This window comes from Streptococcus sp. 210928-DFI.4.42 (assembly GCF_020554365.1).
GTDB classification, from domain to species: Bacteria; Bacillota; Bacilli; order Lactobacillales; family Streptococcaceae; genus Streptococcus; species Streptococcus parasanguinis_S.
In genome coordinates this window covers 1-20168 of sequence record NZ_JAJCHF010000005.1, presented here as the reverse complement: position 1 = coordinate 20168, position 20168 = coordinate 1, and the positions used below count along the sequence as shown (strand labels likewise).

Annotated in this window: 20 protein-coding genes and 1 pseudogene; 4 read left to right on the top strand and 17 right to left on the bottom strand. The window is 40.0% G+C overall.

All coding sequences use genetic code 11. The features are described 5' to 3' along the window. Positions 1 to 22 precede the first annotated feature (22 nt). The 14 genes and pseudogenes from LIZ08_RS02905 to nox all read right to left on the bottom strand — a co-directional run bounded on the left by LIZ08_RS02905 (position 23) and on the right by nox (position 13085). The gene (locus LIZ08_RS02905; protein WP_003007260.1) at positions 23 to 946 is read right to left on the bottom strand and encodes a hypothetical protein; all 924 of its coding nucleotides are present in this window, start codon (positions 944 to 946) and stop codon (positions 23 to 25) included. Positions 947 to 1025: 79 nt separating this feature from the next. After that, a pseudogene (locus LIZ08_RS02900) lies at positions 1026 to 1685 on the bottom strand (DUF6572 domain-containing protein). Then, complete coding sequence (locus LIZ08_RS02895; protein ID WP_227038235.1) at positions 1682 to 2149, bottom strand: hypothetical protein; 468 nt, start codon at positions 2147 to 2149, stop codon at positions 1682 to 1684. The pseudogene LIZ08_RS02900 and the gene LIZ08_RS02895 overlap by 4 nt, the downstream one beginning before the upstream one ends. A 41-nt stretch (positions 2150 to 2190) precedes the next feature. Further along, positions 2191 to 2412, bottom strand: coding sequence for a hypothetical protein (locus LIZ08_RS02890; RefSeq protein WP_003007252.1), 222 nt, complete (start codon positions 2410 to 2412; stop codon positions 2191 to 2193). Then, positions 2412 to 2918, bottom strand: coding sequence for a hypothetical protein (locus LIZ08_RS02885; RefSeq protein WP_003007250.1), 507 nt, complete (start codon positions 2916 to 2918; stop codon positions 2412 to 2414). Before LIZ08_RS02885 ends, LIZ08_RS02890 begins: the two co-directional genes overlap by 1 nt. A gap of 144 nt (positions 2919 to 3062) precedes the next feature. Next, on the bottom strand, positions 3063 to 4013 hold the full coding sequence (locus LIZ08_RS02880; protein WP_003007248.1) for a hypothetical protein: 951 nt from the start codon (positions 4011 to 4013) through the stop codon (positions 3063 to 3065). Between the two features lie 45 nt (positions 4014 to 4058). Then, positions 4059 to 4604, bottom strand: a complete 546-nt coding sequence (locus LIZ08_RS02875; protein WP_003007246.1) for a hypothetical protein — start codon at positions 4602 to 4604, stop codon at positions 4059 to 4061. 435 nt (positions 4605 to 5039) lie between these two features. Next, entirely contained in the window at positions 5040 to 5237 is a 198-nt protein-coding gene (locus tag LIZ08_RS02870) for a twin-arginine translocase TatA/TatE family subunit (RefSeq protein ID WP_003007243.1), read from the bottom strand. Beyond that, entirely contained in the window at positions 5237 to 5956 is a 720-nt protein-coding gene (tatC, locus tag LIZ08_RS02865; protein ID WP_227038234.1) for a twin-arginine translocase subunit TatC, read from the bottom strand. The genes LIZ08_RS02870 and tatC overlap by 1 nt, the downstream gene beginning before the upstream one ends. Further along, positions 5943 to 7628, bottom strand: coding sequence for an FTR1 family iron permease (locus LIZ08_RS02860; protein ID WP_227038233.1), 1686 nt, complete (start codon positions 7626 to 7628; stop codon positions 5943 to 5945). The genes tatC and LIZ08_RS02860 overlap by 14 nt, the downstream gene beginning before the upstream one ends. Further along, positions 7606 to 8811, bottom strand: a complete 1206-nt coding sequence (gene efeB / locus LIZ08_RS02855) for an iron uptake transporter deferrochelatase/peroxidase subunit (RefSeq protein ID WP_227038232.1) — start codon at positions 8809 to 8811, stop codon at positions 7606 to 7608. Before efeB ends, LIZ08_RS02860 begins: the two co-directional genes overlap by 23 nt. Before the next feature lie 5 nt (positions 8812 to 8816). Next, positions 8817 to 9689, bottom strand: coding sequence for an iron uptake system protein EfeO (efeO, locus tag LIZ08_RS02850; protein WP_003016640.1), 873 nt, complete (start codon positions 9687 to 9689; stop codon positions 8817 to 8819). Positions 9690 to 9799: 110 nt separating this feature from the next. After that, positions 9800 to 11347, bottom strand: coding sequence for a ClC family H(+)/Cl(-) exchange transporter (locus tag LIZ08_RS02845; protein WP_227038231.1), 1548 nt, complete (start codon positions 11345 to 11347; stop codon positions 9800 to 9802). A gap of 361 nt (positions 11348 to 11708) precedes the next feature. After that, on the bottom strand, positions 11709 to 13085 hold the full coding sequence (gene nox / locus LIZ08_RS02840) for a H2O-forming NADH oxidase (RefSeq protein WP_003001563.1): 1377 nt from the start codon (positions 13083 to 13085) through the stop codon (positions 11709 to 11711). Positions 13086 to 13309: 224 nt separating this feature from the next. Between nox and LIZ08_RS02835 the strand changes: the two genes are divergently transcribed. The 3 genes from LIZ08_RS02835 to LIZ08_RS02825 are packed head-to-tail and all read left to right on the top strand — an operon-like array spanning position 13310 to position 16127. Next, entirely contained in the window at positions 13310 to 14233 is a 924-nt protein-coding gene (locus tag LIZ08_RS02835) for an FAD:protein FMN transferase (protein WP_023918075.1), read from the top strand. A gap of 25 nt (positions 14234 to 14258) precedes the next feature. Next, positions 14259 to 14864, top strand: coding sequence for an NADPH-dependent FMN reductase (locus tag LIZ08_RS02830; RefSeq protein WP_023918073.1), 606 nt, complete (start codon positions 14259 to 14261; stop codon positions 14862 to 14864). Between the two features lie 18 nt (positions 14865 to 14882). After that, positions 14883 to 16127, top strand: a complete 1245-nt coding sequence (locus tag LIZ08_RS02825) for an NAD(P)H-dependent oxidoreductase (RefSeq protein WP_049507732.1) — start codon at positions 14883 to 14885, stop codon at positions 16125 to 16127. Between the two features lie 37 nt (positions 16128 to 16164). Here the strand turns inward: LIZ08_RS02825 and LIZ08_RS02820 are convergent, their stop codons facing one another. The 3 genes from LIZ08_RS02820 to brnQ all read right to left on the bottom strand — a co-directional run bounded on the left by LIZ08_RS02820 (position 16165) and on the right by brnQ (position 18928). Further along, positions 16165 to 16725 carry a TlpA family protein disulfide reductase gene (locus tag LIZ08_RS02820; protein WP_182322059.1) on the bottom strand — a complete coding sequence of 187 codons (561 nt, stop codon included), beginning with the start codon at positions 16723 to 16725 and terminating at the stop codon, positions 16165 to 16167. A 24-nt stretch (positions 16726 to 16749) separates the two neighbouring features. Further along, positions 16750 to 17457 carry a thiol-disulfide oxidoreductase-associated membrane protein CcdA2 gene (ccdA2, locus tag LIZ08_RS02815; protein WP_049482972.1) on the bottom strand — a complete coding sequence of 236 codons (708 nt, stop codon included), beginning with the start codon at positions 17455 to 17457 and terminating at the stop codon, positions 16750 to 16752. Between the two features lie 154 nt (positions 17458 to 17611). Next, positions 17612 to 18928 (bottom strand): branched-chain amino acid transport system II carrier protein, encoded by a 1317-nt coding sequence (gene brnQ / locus LIZ08_RS02810; protein WP_118095135.1) that lies wholly within the window; start codon positions 18926 to 18928, stop codon positions 17612 to 17614. A gap of 135 nt (positions 18929 to 19063) precedes the next feature. Between brnQ and LIZ08_RS02805 the strand changes: the two genes are divergently transcribed. After that, positions 19064 to 20092, top strand: coding sequence for a YdcF family protein (locus tag LIZ08_RS02805; RefSeq protein WP_227038230.1), 1029 nt, complete (start codon positions 19064 to 19066; stop codon positions 20090 to 20092). Positions 20093 to 20168: the final 76 nt, after the last annotated feature.

The window sequence follows — 20168 nt, the reverse complement described above, 5'->3', positions numbered from 1 at the left end:
CTAACTGTTAAAATTCTAAAAACTATAAGTGATCTCGATGTGTTTCGTACCACTCCTTGTATTCCTGATACGTATTGATCGGAGTTTGCTCATTTGTCTTTGGATCTGTTGCAATAACATCTAATTTATCCTGACCAACTGGCGCAAACCAATGGCGCATATCTTGGAAAATAGCTTCCGGATTATTGTATTCTCCTTGTCTAACTTCTACTCTAGCTAACCCTTTCATATCTTTATAGTAATTAGGGTATTCCTTTAGAAAATTTAGATTAGTATCCTTTCTACCGTCATCATCTTCATTATATGCTAAATAATAATAACTTATAAAACCATACTCAGTAGTTATATCGTCTAGATTGGTGTAAGAAAACGAAAAGGGGACCCATTTAGTTTCCGTCTTATCTTCAGAAAGTGCCTGCATAATCTTCTCACTTTCTAAATCTAAAGCAACTTCTTTCTTATCTTTATCGTTTTCCTTATTTACCAAAGAAAAAACCATATAATCTCTACCATTATCCGAATATCCTCTTCTTGCCTGAAAGTCCAGTTTGTATCTCTGATCATAGGTTTGTAAAAGTTTGACCACATCAATCTTTTTCGGTGGATTCTTCAAATGATTAAGATCATAGACATCAAATGATAATTCAACCGGCTGATTAGATCCTCTGCCTACAAATTTAGCATTCTTTGTAACAAAATGATTAGATAAAACATATGAACCATTAGGTCTACTTGTCTTATAAAAAACATAGCGATTCTGCGATCCAAAAGTTTCTATTCTTTCCACCTTTGTTTTAACAATCTGTACTTCATGGTCTTCCTTCCACTGAACATATTTAGGCCAGGCGTAGGAATAAACCGAGGAGGCAAAGAGAGCTAGCAAAATCAAACTCACAATCGCCTTAGTTCGAAAGCTGAGGGACTTTAGGTATTTCATACGATTCATATACTCCTATCTATTGTTAGTTATTAATCAATTCTCTAGTTTTTTACACAAACTGTTTCGATTAAACGAGGGCTTGGTATTACTCCGGCAATTCTATCTTCAAACTCATATCTGTTGGTTGCAATACTTTCTGAACCGCCGCGAGAAAGGCCAATCCGTTATCAGATGGGGAATACTGGAATGTGATATGGATGACTTTTTTATCAAACTTATCTCCATATTGCTCCACATACTGCTTGCTTTCGAGGAAGTGAATGTAATTGTTGATTTTTTCTTGCAAAATTTTCAGATATACTGCTTCTATCTCTTCCTCCCAGCCAACTGGATCAACTAGAAGAAGCTCTAAATGATTATCAACTATACCAATAGCGTCAAGTTCGCTAGTTCCCAGTTCTGAAACAATGGCTTTGGTGACAATTTGTCTAAATTCCTCTGCTGTAAAAAGACGACGAGTATTTCCTGGGTTTTTTAAAATAATAGACGGATTTTTTTCAATGAAGAGCTTGCTTGATTCATCTTGTGTATATTGCTTTTTTGACTTCCCAAAAACATGATGAGCATAATTCATCTACTCTTCACCAGTATGCTCTTCTGCCAAATAACTGTCAACTGCTTCTTTCGGGATTTCTTTAACAACTTCTGGCATAGTAATATTAAACGTTGGATAAAGCAAGAAATATTTATCACCATCTTGAAAGATTTCCAACATGTCTTTTTGACTTACATAAATTGTTTTCATTTTTTCTTCCTTCGGTCTACTGACAAATCCTTTCTACGACGTAGAATCGTTACTTCGCTGACAGGGATTTTTCCTGATGCATACGTGATAAGACCGTACTTATCATCCATCAATTCCGCACCATCTGCTATATTGTTTTCATTTAAAAATTCTTTATCAGAAACCAATATTCGCACATAAGAATCGGGTGCTGTAAAATCATCATCTCCACGCTTGTGACCAGTCATTGCAAATTCCTGACCTTTATATAGGACACTATCATAAACCGAATACCTCTGACTAACCTCACTATAAGGCACAAGCTTCCCGTATACGCCTTCTCCGGCATCATCTACATAGGAACTATAGGGAACGTAGCCTTCTTTCAACATTGCCGGATCTTTTGAAAGAAGAATATAATCATTTATATAATTCACAAAATTAGAGTATACTTTGTTTTGGTAAACTAGAAATTCTTTACGCATACTAACCCTCCATAAACTAGCATATTAACTACCTTTATCTTCTATTCATCTTGTTTTCTTATTTCGCTTGAAATTTCAAATTCGATCATCCGGTCATGATCACTCACGAGAACACCATTGAAAAATAGAACCAGATAAAGCACAATCGGTACAATTAAGAATAGCCTCAATTGGACAAAATAAGCAAATAGAAACATTGGAAGAATGAAGACAAAGAATAACAATCCGTAACCCAAGCCTTTTTGAAAAATTCGTTTCTTCATTACCAAAAATCCACTCCTTCTTTCGTTAGTGTTAATGGGTTTAGTGTTTTAACTCTACCAATATACTTTAAATCCACCTTTTTCCCTTTAAGGAAGGCTTTTAATTTCATTTTCCTAAACACAGCAACAAACATAAATGAGAAGGTCACCGCAAGACCCAAAAATAGTAAATTTACCATGCCTTGAAAATAGTTTGTCGTTTTAATAGTAGGTCCTAGCCAGAATTGATACGGAGTAAGTAAACGAATGAGTGCAGCTATCACAATAGTTGCTCCAAGGTATGATAGACCCATCCTACTTCTCACGTCTTGGCTATGTGTATGTTTACTAAATGAATAGTTTGTTTGATAAATAGCAAAGGATCTCTTAGTAGACAGACTCCAGTTTCTTTGCACTAAGTACTCTTGATGTTGGTCTGTCACAATCAAATACCATCCTTTTTGAAGCGTCTGCCCATTTAAGGAGATATTGTAGACACGACCTTTAAATTTTTGTTTACAAACCATGAAAACAACCTTTCGATACTATGAACTATTTTTATTATATAAGCATAGCAGTTAGCGTATTTATTTTGATCAGTGTATTCAAAATTTAGATTGAAACAAATTTGTTTGATGTTATTTCTAATATTGTAAATCTTTTTGATTAGATCAATTTCCTTGATCTTTGTTATTTTCCGATTGTTGTTTTTTTACCCAATCTTGATACTGGCCATAAGTAGAAAGAGGAATATCGGATACTTGACCCTTACGATTTACACCATAAATCGTTAGCTTTTCTTCATCCTTAGGTGCCATCCAATAAAGGACCTTGTTAAACCACTCCTCTGGTGTCACATATTGTTCTTGTGGTTCAAAAATCCAATTATCTTTTATTTTCTCTTCAATTTCTGGATAGTCCTTAAATAGATTGATATTTGTATTCAAATTTTTACCTTCTTTTTGAAAGTCACTAATAGTGGTAATATTATGATCTACAAAATATCCCATCCCTTCAACATACTCTCCTAATGTTGTGTAATAAAAATTTGGTACAGTATCATATTTATCTGAGCGTTCTTTGAACTCCCCTTCAACTTTTCCAGTATTAATATTCAAGACGAAAGTTTTAAAAATACCTTTCTTATTTTTCACATCTATATTAATAGTGTTTTTAGGATTATTATGATAGGTAAAAATTGAAAAACGAATAGGATAGAAATCTGCTCGATATTCTTCAACTGCTTTGTTCAAATCCACTTGTATAACAGCTAAATTTTCTGTGCTGTAATCATATAGACGAAGTCTCCAATAATCTGACTTTGGCATACGTTTTTCATCAGTTACATCGATACCATCCTTTTTTGTCATCACTTTCCGTTCTGTCGTATAAGCAAATCGCCCACCACCAAAATGAAAATCGGAGTTATTATTTAACAGTACATATTTCCGTTGATTTCCAAAAAAGTAAACTGCATCTTCGACCTTTGAAAATTTTTCAATTGAGTATTCAGCACTTTCAGGTTTTTTAAAGGCTAATGTGCTTATCACAATTAACAGTACCAGAAACAAACTAATGACTATAAATTTAAACATTCGTTTATTTTCAATAATTTTATTCATCTTCTCTCCTATTTAATTAGTTTTTCCAAAAACAAGCCATCCCTGCTACTTCATGTGATCCGTATTGATATATTTTTCAAAACGAAACCTTTTTGTAAAAAATCCATTCGTATAAAGTAGATAAAAAGAAAAAATCACATAGTCCATCACTAGTAACAAGAAGATACTAGGAGTTGAAAGATATAAATGCATTGAAATGAAAAACATACCAATAAATAAGATGATAAGTAAAACGATGGTTTTGTTATATTTTTTTACTTGGTTTCGAAATTCCTCATACTCATCTTTTGTCAATTCAACCTTTTCAAACACTGTATTCTTATATAGCCGTTTATTAAACACAATCGCAGCAATGATTGAAAAAACAAAGGAAACAAGCAAGAGAACAATACTTAGGACCACATTAGATTCAACACTTTTAAATAGACTTAATCCTAGAACATGGTAACCAATGATAGATGACAAAAATATTTTGGATGTAGATGCCTTATGAGCAACTGACTTTTTCAATTCGCCAGTAGATAAATCGATATAAAAGGTATCTTCTTTATAATCTCCTAAACAAAGAAGCGATTTATAGGTGTACTTCATTCCTTCTCCTTCTTATCTGCAGGTCCTTGTATATTACTCAGTCAGGTCCTCAAAAATTAACTGTCATTCTATTATCTACTATCATACCGAAATACAGTTTGAAGTTCAAGTTAGTCACTATCTAGGGAAATTGGATAAGCAAAAAGAGACCACAGGGTCTCTTACTATTTGCTTCTATACTGAATGAACGAGATACAAAAAAATCCACTCACTCGGGGTGAAATGGATTGTTTCTTCATTAACGGTTCAACAAGAAATTGAACAATTTTTCGACAATTTTTACGACCAACCAGCATAAGAATCCGATATAGGTAAAATAGAAAATGAGTGACAAAATCGTAATAATCATGGTTTCCTCCTTCATCGATTGCAAGTCCTCTTCTTATTATACCTTTTTATGCAATCGAACTCAATAGAATTTTGAAAATTGTCTGATTATTCTTTTTCTTCTTTAGCTTCTTTGGTGTCTTGATCGGCTTCTTCACTGCCTTTATTGACAGCTGTCTTAAATTCAGCAAACATTTTGCCGATGGACTGGCCCAGCTCAGGCAGGCGTTTTGGTCCAAAAATCAAGAGAGCACCCAAGATGATGATGATCAAACCTGGTGCTCCAATATCACGTAAAATTCCCATTAGTTTCTCCTTTTTCTCGAATAGATGACTTTACTGATGGCGACACTCACTTCAAATAAGAGGATCAAAGGGAGTGTCATGGCCAAGTCACTGATAAAGTCCGCTGGGGTTAGCAAGACGGCTAAGACCAGCAGGACAAAGTAAGCGTAACGACGGTAGGTGATTAAAAATTGTGGATTCAAGAGCCCAATCGAGGTCAGAAAAGCGACTAAAACTGGTAACTCGAACAAGACTCCTAAAGGTAAGGTGGTGTGCCATAAAAAGGTTAAATAATTTTGCGCCGTCAATTGGGTATCAAACAGTCCTTCTCCCAAGCGCATCAAGACCTCTAAAATAGCTGGGCTGACAAAGAAATAACCAAATGCAAGCCCTAGCACAAAGCAAATAAAGCTAGCTGGGATGTAGGCAAAGACTGCACGCGCCTCCTTCTCCTTTAAAGCCGGTCTCACAAATTGCCAAATCTGGTAGACAATAAAGGGCAAGGTCAGGCTAAAAGCTGTGAGATTGGCCAGCGATACATAGATCCAAAGGATATCATTTGGACCCAGTACCAGCAATTTTTGATGCAGGCTAGCGGTCAAGATCTGGTAGAGTTCTCCAGCAAAAACAAAGGCTACGATGAAGACGATAATATAACACAAGACCACTGCGATCAATCGTTTTCGAAATTCGACCAAGTGCTCGACAATGGTCATTTCATCTGCTCTACTCTTTGCCATGTTGTCTCACCGTGATAAGGGCGATCAGGGCCACAAAGAGTAGTTGGGGAAGAAGAACTTCCCAGCTTGGATAGATCCCTGCCCAATCGATGGTTGGAAGTCCATTGACCAAATGACTAGGTAGGATATTGGTCAACTGAAGGGCGTGGATGCTGACACCGAGCATCTTGAAGGCCAAGGCGTAAATCAACCACGTCAGAATGAAAAAGATCCGATGAGGTTGGATAGCTTGACTGGCCTTGGTCATCGCCACTGCAATGATAATGAGAACGGCTACGGCAAGCCCGATTCCTAGTATGAAATGAGCGGTTGTAATCCGTGGAATGATCCCAACGTAGAAGAGAATGGTCTCAGCCCCTTCACGAAAGACTGCTAAGAAACTGAGGGCAAACATAGAAACAAAACTTCCTGTAGCCGTTACCGTCTTCATCTGACGGTCCATAAAGGCATTCCACTGTTTGACAGAGGACTTGCTGTGTAGCCAAATTCCAATGAGGATCATCATGACCACAGCGAAAATCCCAACGCCCCCTTCAATGATTTCCCGGTTAGACCCCGAAGTAACAGCAGGAAAAGCTACTTGCAAAACAAGAGCGATCGCTGCGCTGGCAAGAACCCCCGCAGCAGCTCCACCGTAAACCCATTTAAGGCCTTTCCTCATCTTAGTGGCTTTAAGGGTCGTTACAAGCGCCATGACGATCAGAAGAGCTTCTACTCCTTCACGCAGAAGAATCAACATGGCGTCAAAGACGTTGTAAGAAGCTGTCGTATCGATCGCAGACAGGTCCTTGATCAAGGCTTGTAATTTCTCTTGATAGGCCTTTTCTTTCCCCTTGACCATAATGACCGGGGATTCGCTCTCTACGCGCGTGTAGAGACTGGGATTGGTCGTGCTAACATCTCCCTCGATGGTTGGCCAGATCGTGATGAACTGCTTCATAGTTGCTGCAGCAGATTTATCGTCGCCGGATTGGAATTGGCTTTGCGACTTCTCCAAAAGCTTGATTCCATCGTTCAACGTCAAATCCGTACTGGCACTGCTAATCGCTTCTCCTTTTACAAAGGCATCAATCCCATTTTTGAGGTCATCATAGGAGGACTGGATGCTGGTGAAGTCAGTAGGCTCTGTTTCAATGCTACTACGTAAGAGCGAAATGGCCGTCTCGATTTTGCCATAGTAGGCTGTACTGTGATCTCTTACCACCGCTTCGTTTCGCGTCCATGTATTATTAAGATCTGCATAGGTTTGACGGGTTTTCTCCAGGTCCTTAGCTGTAATGGCCTCTTGTAGATTCTTAAAGTATGGTGCAAGCCGACTCACGAGTTTGTCTTTTTCCGCCTCTAAATCGACCGGATTTTGCTCTTTTTCAAAAGCTAGCAAGGCTGATGAGATCTTGGTAAGATCCTCTTTTCTTACCTCCCCTTTTATAGCTAGAGCTTGGCTAACTTTTTTTCCTGTCTTGGAATCATGGTGATCTTTGGTTTCAAAATTATCCTGAATCTCAGCGATCAATTCCTTGGCCTTATCCTGGTTTTTATTTTCTACAGCGGTTGTTGCATCTGTGATCTTGATAAAGAGATCGCTATAAGATTCCGCAGCCACTGGATAAGTCCAGAACAAGGCAAGAATGCCTAACAAGATCAAAAGTTTATTCAAAGAGTGCTTGACCAAGGTAGCCTCCTTTCTCTACGCCTGCAAAGCAAGCAAAGAGTCCACTTCCGATATGTGTGATGTACTCGTTCATTTTATCCACTGCACCTAGATTGGTTTGGATTTTGACAAAGCTGTTTGGATCTTTTTGAAAGGCGATAAAAATCAAGCCTGCATCAAATTGCCCAGTCTGTTCATTGATGCCATCCGAATAGGAATAGGAACGCCGTAAAATCGGACGATCCACTTCTTTGGCCAAACGAACATGTGAATCTACTGGTAGTTTAGATAAATCTACTTCATCAAATTCGTTGGTTTTACCAAAGGGAGCACCGGACTCCTTGTAGCGACCAAAGGTGTTTTCTTGCTCCTGCAAATTGGTCCGGTCCCAAGTTTCCAAGTGCATTTGGACTAGGCGAAGAGCCATATAGGAACCACCCTTCATCCAGTCCTGGCTGTCAGTCCAGACGACCTTATCAAAGTCCTTCTCCGTCGTGACATTTGCGGTTCCATCCTTGAAACCAAAGAGGTTGCGGGGTGTTTCTTTTCGGTCACCAATAGCTGCAAAGCCTGATTTGCTCCACTTCATGGTAATGGTATTGCGACCCTTACGAATCAGATTTCGCACCGCATGAAAGGCTACTTGCTCATCGTCTGCACAGGCCTGAATAACGATATCACCACCTGTATATTTGTCCTGCAACTGCTCCTTTGGAAATGGAGGCAAATCACGAAAGAGTTTCGGACGTTTGGACTCCAAGCCCAGTTTCTTTAGAAAGGAAGCCGATACCCCAAAAGTCAGGCTCAAGCGATAGGGGTTGAGTCCCACTGTTTCACCTGTATCTGTTGGAGGCAAGAGGGCATTAGAACCATCTTTTTTGACCAATTCTCCTTCAACTAGTTTACTACTATAATCGGTCCAGTCTTTAAAGAGCTGGATGACTTCTTTTTTGTCCGTCGTGTGAAGATCTAACACAACCAAGTAGCAAGCCTTTTGCATGGCCGTCGTAATCCCTGCTTGATGCTTGCCATAAAAGGAGATGTCTTCATCCCCGTCATAAGCTTTTTTGCTGGAACTGTCTTGATTAGCGAAAAAAGCAGATGCACCAGAGAGGCCCAGCGCTAGACCAGCCCCTCCAATACCTGCTTTTTTAAGAAATTCACGACGGTCCATCTTTTTATCTAAAAGTTTTTCGTCAGCCATTTTTCTTATTTCCCATCTAAAATTACACCCATTTGAGACAACGGTTCACCAAGTTTGGTCACAGCTTCTGCCAATTCCTTGGTATCTTCCTTGGATAAATCCGTGTAAGACTTATAGTTTGAATCATCTGTCATATGTTTGTCCAATAAAGCATTAACATTCTTAAATTCTGCTTCCAAGGTTTTAACCAATTTAGCATCTTTTTTCTCAATCAAGGGTTTAAAGAGAGAGAAGATCTTTTCAGCCCCTTCAATATTGGCGCGGAAGTCGTAAAGATCTGTATGAGAGAAGACTTCTTCTTCACCCGTAATCTTTTGCGTTGCCACTTCATTGAGCAGATCGACTGCTCCGGTCAACATGATATCCGGTGTGACTTCTACTGTAGCAATTTTAGCTTTCAACTCCTTGATATCGTTCACCAGTTGGTCAGCGTATTTGTCTGTTCCATCTGTAGTATTGTTTTCCCAAAGGATACGCTCAATCCGATGGAAACCTGACCAGCCATCTTCTGATTTATTTTCATCCACATAATCCACCAAACGGTAGTCGATTTTGACATCCGATTCTCCGAAAGTTTCAGCGATCGGTTCGGAACGTTCATAGGCCATACGGATCAAGGGGTATTGCTTTTTAGCTTCTTCCAAATTCCCTTCTTTTAGGGTAGCACGGAATCCTTCTGTATCCTTGAGCAATTGGTCAATTTGCATTTCAACAAAGTCTTTGTATTCAGCTGTCGCATTGTCCAAGGTCTTCTGGTCAGCCTTAGACAACTGCACCGTTGAGCTAGTTTGCGTCTTTTGACTCGACTGTTTGCTAGTAGAATTTGCACACCCTGCTAAAAGAGCAACACTCAATAAGAGTAGACTATATTTTTTCATGAAAGACTTCTCCTCATTTGTTCTTGCCCTTATTTTACCAGATGTTTTCTCATTTTTCAATAATTGTCTGAAAATTTAATAATAGAAAAACTTTTCTGAGAATCTGTCTTTTACAAAAGAATATCCTTGACCCGTCCGATTTCGGATTCTTTCACCACCACAAAGATGCTATCCCCTAGATACAAGCGGGTTGCACCATTGACCGTATAGCTCTTACCGCTTCGCATTTGCGTGGTGATCAAAATATCTTGGGGGAGTTCGAGTTCATGAACTTGTTTTCCTGCAATCTTTTCGGATACAGGAATCTCAATTAAGGTCAGTTCTCCTTCTTCTTCTTGCGCCTTATCTGGCAAGAGTTGCTCCAGCATGGCTTCATAGACTGGCGCACCATGGAAGAGATCCATAATCATATAAGCTACCAAGGTGACCATCCCTAGTGGCATTAAACTTCGAATATCGCCTACCATCTCTGTTACCAAAATCATCGCTGTTAAAGGAGCTTTCGAAATAGCCCCAAAATACCCACTCATTCCTAAAATAATGAAGAGAGGTAATTGATTTTGAGAGATAAAGCCAATATTTTGGAGGAAAGTTCCAACAATGGCCCCTAAAAGAGATCCTAAAGCTAGAATGGGCAAGAAAATTCCGCCAGGTAGACCACTACCATAGCTCAACATACTCCAGATAAACCGGATCGTAAAATAGAGAAGGATCGATAGAACTGGATACGGTACTCGAGCTAAATCTAACACCAATTGGTTCCCGCCACCAAGAATTTGTGGAAGAAAATAGCCGATTGGAAGAATCGAGACAAAGGCAAATAAGGAAGAGTAATGAGAGGGAACATGAAAAATCTTTTCAAGTAAACGATACAATCGACCGATATTGAGAACCACTATTTCGTAGACATAACCCGCTGCCCCTAAAAAGACTCCAAGAAAAAGATAAATCCAGTACTGAGACAGATGGAGCGGCGGAATATTTTGTGGCATATGAAGCACTGGTGTTTGACCAAAGACATTGAGTGAAATAAAATTAGCAGTCAAACTAGCAGCCAAGGTCGAAATCCAAAAGAAGCGTGAAAAATGATGGTAGACCTCTTCAACCACAAATAAGAGCCCCGCTATAGGTGCATTAAAGGCAGCCGCAAGACCAGCAGCAGCTCCACTTGCAATCAAAGATCGCTCTTCAACCGGACTGACCTTCAAATGATGAGCCACTCCTTTTCCACCCATCGCTCCTAATTGAATACTAGGACCTTCACGACCAAGCATCAAGCCACTTCCGATGGCCAAGACACCTAGAATATACTTCTTCCACAAGGTATCCCACCAACTGACCGCTAAGAGACCCTTTAGCTCTGCTTCGACTTGCGGAATTCCTGATCCCTTGATATCCCGATTGGTGCGAATGAGGCGACCAGCAATCAGTACGATCACCCCATACCCCAACAGCATCGCCAGCAAATAAAATGGTTGACCAGACATCTCCTTGTAGACACCTTGAACAAAATGAAACAAATGCTCGATCAAAAAACGAAAACTCGAGACGATGCATCCCACAACAATCCCAACCAGAACACCTCTGACAATATGGGCTACAATCGAACTAGAGGCAAAATGAAATTCCTTTTTTAAGGCTTCTTCTTTAGCAGACATTCCCTAACTCCTTCAAACTCTTATCCTATTCATTATACCTTATTTCACTGCCTCTGAATACATGGAAAGACAGAAAAAAACAAAAACACCCTTGTTAGTTTTGTTTAGAATGTAGACAAACCATTTTATCAAGTAAAATAAGTTAAGAAATTCTACAAAGAAATATAAATATGTTCTATTTATTATGGAACGAATAAAGAAAAGTCAAAACTTTCCGCTGTGAGAAAAATGCCTGAAACAATACAGTTTCAGGCACTCGGAATTATTGAGACCTTAGGCTCAATAATTAGTCATGGAACTTCTACGAAGTTCGCTGACGTCCGTACTCACCTAAGGAAAGTTTTTAATAGAACTTTAGCTATTATTCAGCAGTTAAAGCTGCCATTGTGATGTAGTTGTAAGGTTTGTTGAAGTGTGGCAAGAAGAACAAGTCCGTCAAAGCCAACTTATCAATCGTCACGTGTTCTTGAATCGCAAGTGAGAACATGTGGATAGCCATTGAGATAGCGCTATCACGTGATACCATTTGAGCTCCAAGGATTTGACGAGTGTCTTTATCGTAGACGATCTTGATACCAACCTCATAGTTATCGTGTTTGATAAATTCAGGTTTTTGAAGGTCGTTAAAGCCAGTTTCAGTGGCATTGAAGCCTGCAGCTTTCGCTTTTTCAAGAGTCAAACCAGTTGAAACCATGTGAAGGCCGTAGATAGAGATACCGTTAGAACCTTGAACACCGATTCCTTCTAATTCATGACCAGTTGCATTGTAGGCACCGACAATACCTGAACGAACCGCATTAGATGCAAGAGCGATGTAGCTCATTTCGTTACGAGCGTTATCGAAGATAGTCGCACAGTCACCAACTGCGTATACACCTGGAAGTGACGTTTCTTGTTTCTTATCAACAAGGAAGGCACCGTTGCGGAAGAGTTCGATCTTACCATCAGCAAGAGCTGTATTAGGACGGAAACCAACAGCCAAGATAACCATATCTACATCGAAGGTTTCTTTATCGGTTACAAGGCGTTCTACCTTACCATCTCCTTCAACCGCTTGAACAGTTTGTCCAAGTGCCAAACGGATGTTGTGGTCTTCCAAGTTTTTCGCCATGATGTCAGTGAAGTCTTTGTCGTAGTAACCATTCAAAACAGTGTCCACGATATCCACCAAGACAACATCTTTACCAAGACGTTCGAAAGCTTCAGCAAGTTCAACACCGATGTAACCACCACCAACTACGGCGATACGATTCAAGTGTTTGCTGTTGTCTTTCAATTTTTCGATCACTTCTTCAGCGTTTTGGTACAATTTAACGAATTGAAGATTTTCAAGAGTTGCTTTGAATTCGCGGTTACCAGGTACGATTTCAACTCCTTTAATTGGAGGAATGATTGGTGTTGATCCAGTCGCAAAGATCAATTTTTCGTAAGATTCTTTATGTTCTTTTCCATCAACTTCCGCTGTAACCACTTTGTTGTCATAGTCAATTGAAAGAACAGGTGAATTCATGTAGACTTTTGCACCTTTTGCTTCCAATTTTTCTTTGTCAGAGTAGAAAAGACCTTCAGGACCATCGATTTGTTCACCGATCCAAAGCGCCATCCCACATCCAAGGAATGAAATGTTTGAGTTTTGGTCAAAAACTACAATTTCATTTTCATTTCCGAAATTATCTAACATAGTGTTGATACAAGCTGTTCCGGCATGGTTAGCCCCTACAACAACGATTTTACTCATAGAATAAATCCTACCTTTAATTTAATTTACTTCTTGAGTATATCATAAAAATGATATCGGTTACAATTATTTTGCTCAGAATTTGTGATCTTTTTTTCAATTTTCCAGAAAATCCCACTTCACATGTTTCAAAAAATGTCAAACAATATGCTTGAAATGATTGTGAAAACGATATCTTTTTGATATACTGTAAGTAAGTGAAAATAGGAAAGGATAGATTTTTAGTGGACCTAAGTAGTCGATCCGAACGTTTGATGGGAACGACCATCACTGTTTCGATCTGTCACCCACAAGCGAATGAACTCTTAGCCCGCTGCTTTGAACTTCTTCGCTCCTACGAACATCGCTTCAGTGCCAATGATGCAAGTTCTGAACTCATGGAGGTCAATTACCAAGCTGGTATTGCTCCTGTCCAAGTTCATCCAGATCTTTTTGAACTGATTGCATTAGGAACCTTGCATAGTCAAGCTCAAAACAGCCATTTAAACATCGCCATTGGTCCTCTTGTACAGACCTGGCGAATTGGATTTTCAGATGCTAGACGTCCCCAGCAAGGGGAAATTAATCAAGCTCTGACCATGATCGATCCTCACCGAATTCAGCTCGACCCAGAAAACCATACGGTCTTTCTTATGCGTCCTGGAATGAAGATCGATTTAGGTGCCTTGGCTAAGGGCTATAGTGCAGACTGCATTGCGACCTTTTTAAAGAGCCAGGGAGTAACAGATGCCTTGATCGATCTTGGAGGAAATATCCTCACTGTCGGTCAACATCCCGTCAAACAGCAACCTTGGCGGATTGGCATTCAAAATCCAGTCGAAAAAAGAGGTCAGCACCTACTGGTCCTCTCTGTCAAGGATAAATCTATTGTCACCTCTGGCATCTACGAGCGTCATTTAGAAGTGGACGGCCAGTCGTTTCACCACATCTTTGATAGCGCGACGGGCTATCCGGTCGAGACAGACTTAGCCAGTATCACCATCATATCTGATCGATCCGTAGACGGGGAGATATGGACTACCCGCTTGTTCGGGGAATCTCCTGCTTCTATCCTCAACACTGTTGAATCACTTCCTGGTATAGATACCTTATTGGTTTCTCAATCAGGCAAGATCGCCTATACAAGTGGGCTTCAATCTTATTTATAATTCTCCTATCAGAAAGGAATTTTCCATGATAAAACTTATTGCGATTGTGGGGACTAACTCCAAACGTTCTACAAACCGTCAACTGCTTCAATACATGCAAAAACATTTTGCTGATAAGGCTGAGATCGAATTGGTCGAAATTAAAGATATCCCTGTCTTTAACAAACCAGCCGACAAACAAGTTCCTGAAGCTGTCTTAGATATTGTTGCAAAAATTGAAGAAGCTGATGGGGTCATTATTGGAACTCCAGAATACGACCACTCTATTCCAGCAGTCTTGATGAGTGCACTCGCTTGGCTCTCATACGGAGTCTTCCCATTGTTGAACAAACCGGTCATGATTACTGGGGCATCATACGGTACGTTGGGATCTTCACGCGCCCAACTCCAACTTCGCCAAATCCTAAATGCTCCTGAAATTAAAGCGAATGTCTTGCCAGATGAATTCTTGCTCTCCCATTCATTGCAAGCCTTTGATCAAAATGGAGACTTAGTGGATTTAGATGTCATTCAAAAATTAGATGCCGTCTTCAATGATTTCCGTGTGTTTGTAAAAATCACAGACAAATTGCGCAACGCCCAAGAATTACTTCGCAAAGATGCTGAAGAATTTGACTGGGAAAACTTGTAAGATAGGAGACAGAAAAGAATGAAATTTGTTGGACTTGTAGGATCGAACTACGATCAATCATATAACCGTAAACTTTTGGAATTCATTCGCCGCCAATTTAAGATCAAATTTGAATTGGAAGTTCTTGAAATCGACGAAGTTCCAATGTTTAATCAAGATGAAAAATGGGACGAAAGTTTCCAATTACGTCTTTTATATAACAAAATCACTCGTGCAGATGGTGTCATCATTGCCACTCCAGAGCACAACCATACGATCTCTGCTGCTCTCAAGTCTGTTCTTGAATGGCTATCTTTCGAGGTGCATCCATTTGAAAACAAACCCGTCATGATCGTTGGTGCTTCTTACTATGATCAAGGGACTTCACGTGCACAAGTTCACCTCCGTAAGATCCTTGATGCCCCAGGTGTCAATGCTTACACTCTTCCAGGAAATGAATTCCTTCTTGGAAAAGCGAAAGAAGCTTTTGACGAAAACGGCAATATCATCAACGAGGGAACCGTCAAATTCCTTGAAACTTGCTTGGATAATTTTATGAAATACGTTGAGGTTGTATCGAAATTGAAAAAACCAAAACCAATTGAACCAGAAGACTTGGATTGTAATCATCCAATCGCTACAACTGTTACTGAAGTCGATCCTGACGATCCAGACTGGGTAGAAAAAGTAGCTGAAATCACCGGTGCCGTTTCTGGCGATACCTATGTCAAACTCGACCACGGTATCCTAACCGTTAACCAAATTGATATGTTCTTGAAGGCTATGCCATTTGAATTGACTTATGCCGATGATAACAACCAATTCCTCTACTACAACAATGCCCATCAAGATCCAGATACCATGTTTGCTAAACGCGTGCCACCTCAATCAGGAAGCCGGATGTCAACCGTTCACGGCTCCCTACCACCAGCACGTATGAAAAACGTGGAATGGGTGATTGGTACCCTTCGTAACGGTAACCAAGACTATGTTCGGACCATTGTTCCAGGATCTCCTGAAGGCGTGATTAACACTCACAACTACCAAGCTATGTACTATGAAGATGGTTCTTACGCTGGTATCAATGAGATTGTCTTCAACTTCAAACCATGGTTGGACTGGTACCTGCAAACAACAGGTCAACGTCTAGTTGGCGGAAGCGGTCCATTTGCTCCTGCTGGTGGACACGGTAGTGCAGATGCAACTTCTGGTGCTTCTGATGCTGGAGGACATGGTGACGGAGGGCACGGAGATGCCGATGCCACTTCTGGTGCAAGCAACTAAGAAACTAGAAAAAAATGAAGCTTCGTGCTTCATTTTTTTATTGTAACTCCTTGATGATCTTCTTAGCATCTTCGTTTGAAATAGCCCCTAATTGGACATGTCCAATTTTCCCATGACTGTCTATAAAAACTTCTGTAGGAATAGAGCGAACCTGATAATCCGCAAATGCAGAACCATCTGGATTGTACAAGACCGGTACTGACTTGTAATCTTGTTGATCAAACCATTTGACGAATTCTTCTTCTGTTTTTTCACCTTGGAGTCCTGGTGCCATAATGGTCAAAATTTCAAAGTCTCTATCCGTATCCTTGACCAATTTCTCTAATTCAGGCATACTTTGCCGGCAAGGGCCACACCAGGTTGCCCAAAATTTCAAATAAACCTTCTTCCCTTTGTAGTCTGAAAGTTTGACCGTATTCCCCTTCATATCCTTTAGTTCAAAGTCACTGGCGTCTTTTCCTACCAAAGGATTCTTATTCGTTGTTGTATTCATTGTTGGCTGATTGTCCATACTACTCTCACTGGATTGATTCATGGAACAAGCTGACAGCAAAGCTAAAGAGAGAACTGAGAAACAAGCGTATTTAATACCTTTCATCATGTGTTATACCTCCGGATTATTTTATGAAAAGATAGATGACAAACTGTTCAATTGTCCCAAAAGTAAGAGAATTCCCATCAGAATAATGATAGCTCCGCCGATTTTCTTCAGCAATAACAAATGGGGTTTGAGACGATTAAAGTAAGGTAGGACCAGACTAGATGCTAAGGCCAACAGTAAAAACGGAAGGGCCATTCCCAAGGTATAAACAAGGAGATAAATAGCTCCCATAAGAGCATCTTGCCCATCTGATGCTGCTAAAGCAAGAACTGATCCTAATACTGGACCAATACAAGGCGTCCAACCAAAACTAAAGCCAAGACCAAGGAGAAAAGCTGAAAACAATTCATTCTTCTGTTTGTTGGCTCCAAAATCTACTGATTTTTGCTTTTCAAGGAAATGAAAATGAAAGACTTCCATTTGATGAAGACCAAGGATAATGATGAGGGCTCCCATCAGATAACGGAACCAATTGGTGTACATGATCTTTCCAAGCAAGCCTGCTCCAAAACCAATGAGGAGGAAAATAACAGAAATACCTGCAATAAAACAAAGGGTTTTCAGCAAGCCATGCCAGCGAATTTTTTTCCCGAACAATTGGATAGCCTTTTCCTGATCACTTCCTAGTAAGATTCCAATATAAACCGGAAGCAAAGGAAAGACACAGGGAGAAAAGAAAGACAGAATACCCGCAAGAAAAACTGTCAATGAAAAAACGATTGGATTCATAGTTCACTCCGTATATTGATATGCTACATTCAGTATAACATTGACTGACAAAAAATAAAAATTTCTGCTACGTTTTTTTACTAAAGTTTGGATTTAGATACTAGTTTCAAAAGAAAAACTCTAAAGCTCAAACCTTTAGAGTTTTTAATATAACTTATTCTTCTGCCGTTTGTTTATTTGGTAATACGAGCGATAAAAGAATCCCGATGACTACTGGCACTAACCATGGAAGAGATTGAGCCGCAAATGGAAGCAAAGCAATCCCCTTTTCTACTAGTGAAATTTTAAAGGTACTTGCCAGAACACTTGCAACAGAAACCAAGCTGGCCAAGAAAATAGTCAGTTGCATTCCTGGTTTTGAAAGAGCCACAAATTTATTCACTATCACAATCAATACAATGGTAATGGTGATCGGGTAAAGAATCATCAAGACTGGCAATGAGAAAGCAATAATGGCATTCAAGCCTAGGTTGGCAATCGCAAAACCAATCAAAGTGAAGACACTTGCATAGACCTTGTAAGAGACCTTAGGGAAGGTGCTATGGAAGAATTCACTGGTAGAGACGATTAAACCAGCGGTTGTGGTAAAGCAAGTTACCGTCACCATTCCTGCTAGGAAAATCTGAGCAGTCGGACCAAAGATCGCTTTGGTCGCTTCTGATAATACATACACCCCTTTATTGGTATCAGATGCCATAACAGAAGCCGGAATTGGAAAATGATTTCCCAGAAATCCTAAGCCAATATACAGCACACTAAAACCAAGCGCTACGACAATCCCAACCAACCAAATGGTCTTGATGTATTCTTTCTTACTTGAAAATCCAAGTTGATTCAGGGTAGTCACTGCGATCACACTAAAGGCAACAGAAGCCAAGGCATCCAAGGTATTGTAGCCCTCTAAAAATCCTTGCCCAAAGGCAGAAGCCTGATACGCTTTGGTGGCCACCATTGAAGCGTGTCCACTGTATTTTAAAGCTCCAAGAACGACCAAAATCAAAATGAGAATCGCAAAGATTGGAGTCAATATACGACCGATCCGATCTAGAATCTTAGATGGATTCAAAGCAATCAGAAAGGCTAACAAAAAGTAGACCAGGGTAAAAATGAAAAGTGCTAAACTGGCATTCATTCCACCTAATAAGGGGGCTGTCCCCACTTCGAAAGATACCGTCGCCGTTCTTGGAATGGCAAAGAAAGGACCAATCGAAAGATAAAGCGCAACTAAGTATACTATCGCAAAAACAGGTGAAATCTTACGAGAAATCTCATGAATATATCCTTTGGGATTAAGCGTCCCGATAATCAAGGTCACAATGGCAATTCCCACACCTGAAAGGACAAACCCAGCAATAGCTGGCCAAAATTGATTACCCGATAAAGCACCAAGAGCCGGTGGGAAAATCAGGTTTCCAGCACCAAAAAAAATACCAAACAGTAATAAACCTGTCAGGGAACCTTTTCGTAACATACGATCTCCTTAAAAAAACGATAATCTTAACTTTATCAAATTCATTTGAAGAAAGCAACTTATTTGCATGAACAATCCGCTATTTCTATCAGTCATTATGGTACAATGGATGTAAGATTTTACGAGGTGCAAAACATGTATCTATATCTATTCTGGTTATTTCCAGCTCTTATCTTTTTATTGTTCTTTATGAGTGATCGCAGAAGGCTTTTCAATGCTTATCTCTTTTCGATAAACCTGGGGCTTCTTCTACTGATTTCTGCATTTTTACTAGTCGTTAGAACTGAGTTATGGTTCAATCAACAAATTGCAATGATTGTCTTTGTAGTGATTTCCATCCTCGTTTTTCTCAGCATTATTTTCTCATCTATCTTTCTCCTTTTTAACGGCCGTCAAATGATGGCTTTTGAAGGAAAAAGACTGGCCAACCTCCTCTCTCTGCTTTATGGACTGTTTATTATCGGAGCTTTGGCACTACATTTTCTACCCTATTTCCCAGGGAATGACATCCTCATTTATCTGACTGACTTCGCCCTGTTTTACATGACTTTTCTCTACCTCTCTTATGTATCCTATGGGACTTTTTGCAATCTCTTTCCAGTTCGCAAAGAGCCAGACGCCATCATCATCCTTGGCTCAGGTTTGATCGGAGACAAGATTCCCCCACTCTTGGCCCAGCGTCTTGAGAAGGGAAAGGCCGTCTATGAGCAGTTCAAGAAACGACCAAAGTTGATTGTTTCTGGTGGTCAAGGGTCAGATGAGCTGATCGCTGAGGCGGAAGCTATGGCCAGATACTTGATGGAACATGGGGTGCCAGAAGACGCCATTCTCATCGAGAATCGCTCTCGTACTACTTTTGAAAACCTGACCTTTAGCAAGCGTATCCTTGAAGAAGAGGGGCTTGGCAAGAGAGTCCTTGTGGTGACCAATTCTTTTCACGCGCTCCGTGCAGGTGTCTTTATGAGACGATTGAAAATACCTGGTCGAAGTATCGGTTCAAGAACAGCCTTTTACTATCTCCCATCCGCTTGGATTCGAGAAACCGTTGGCTTGGTTTCACTTTATTGGAAATGGCATGTTACCTTCCTAGCTTTTCTATTTCTGCCTTGGTTCTTTACACAAATCATGAAACTGATTGAGTTCTTCATTAAATATCTAAACTAAAAGAGAGTGGGACAGAAATCAGTAATTCGTTAGAATTCGATTTCGTCGTCCCACCTCCGCACAGTTGAGTAGGGCT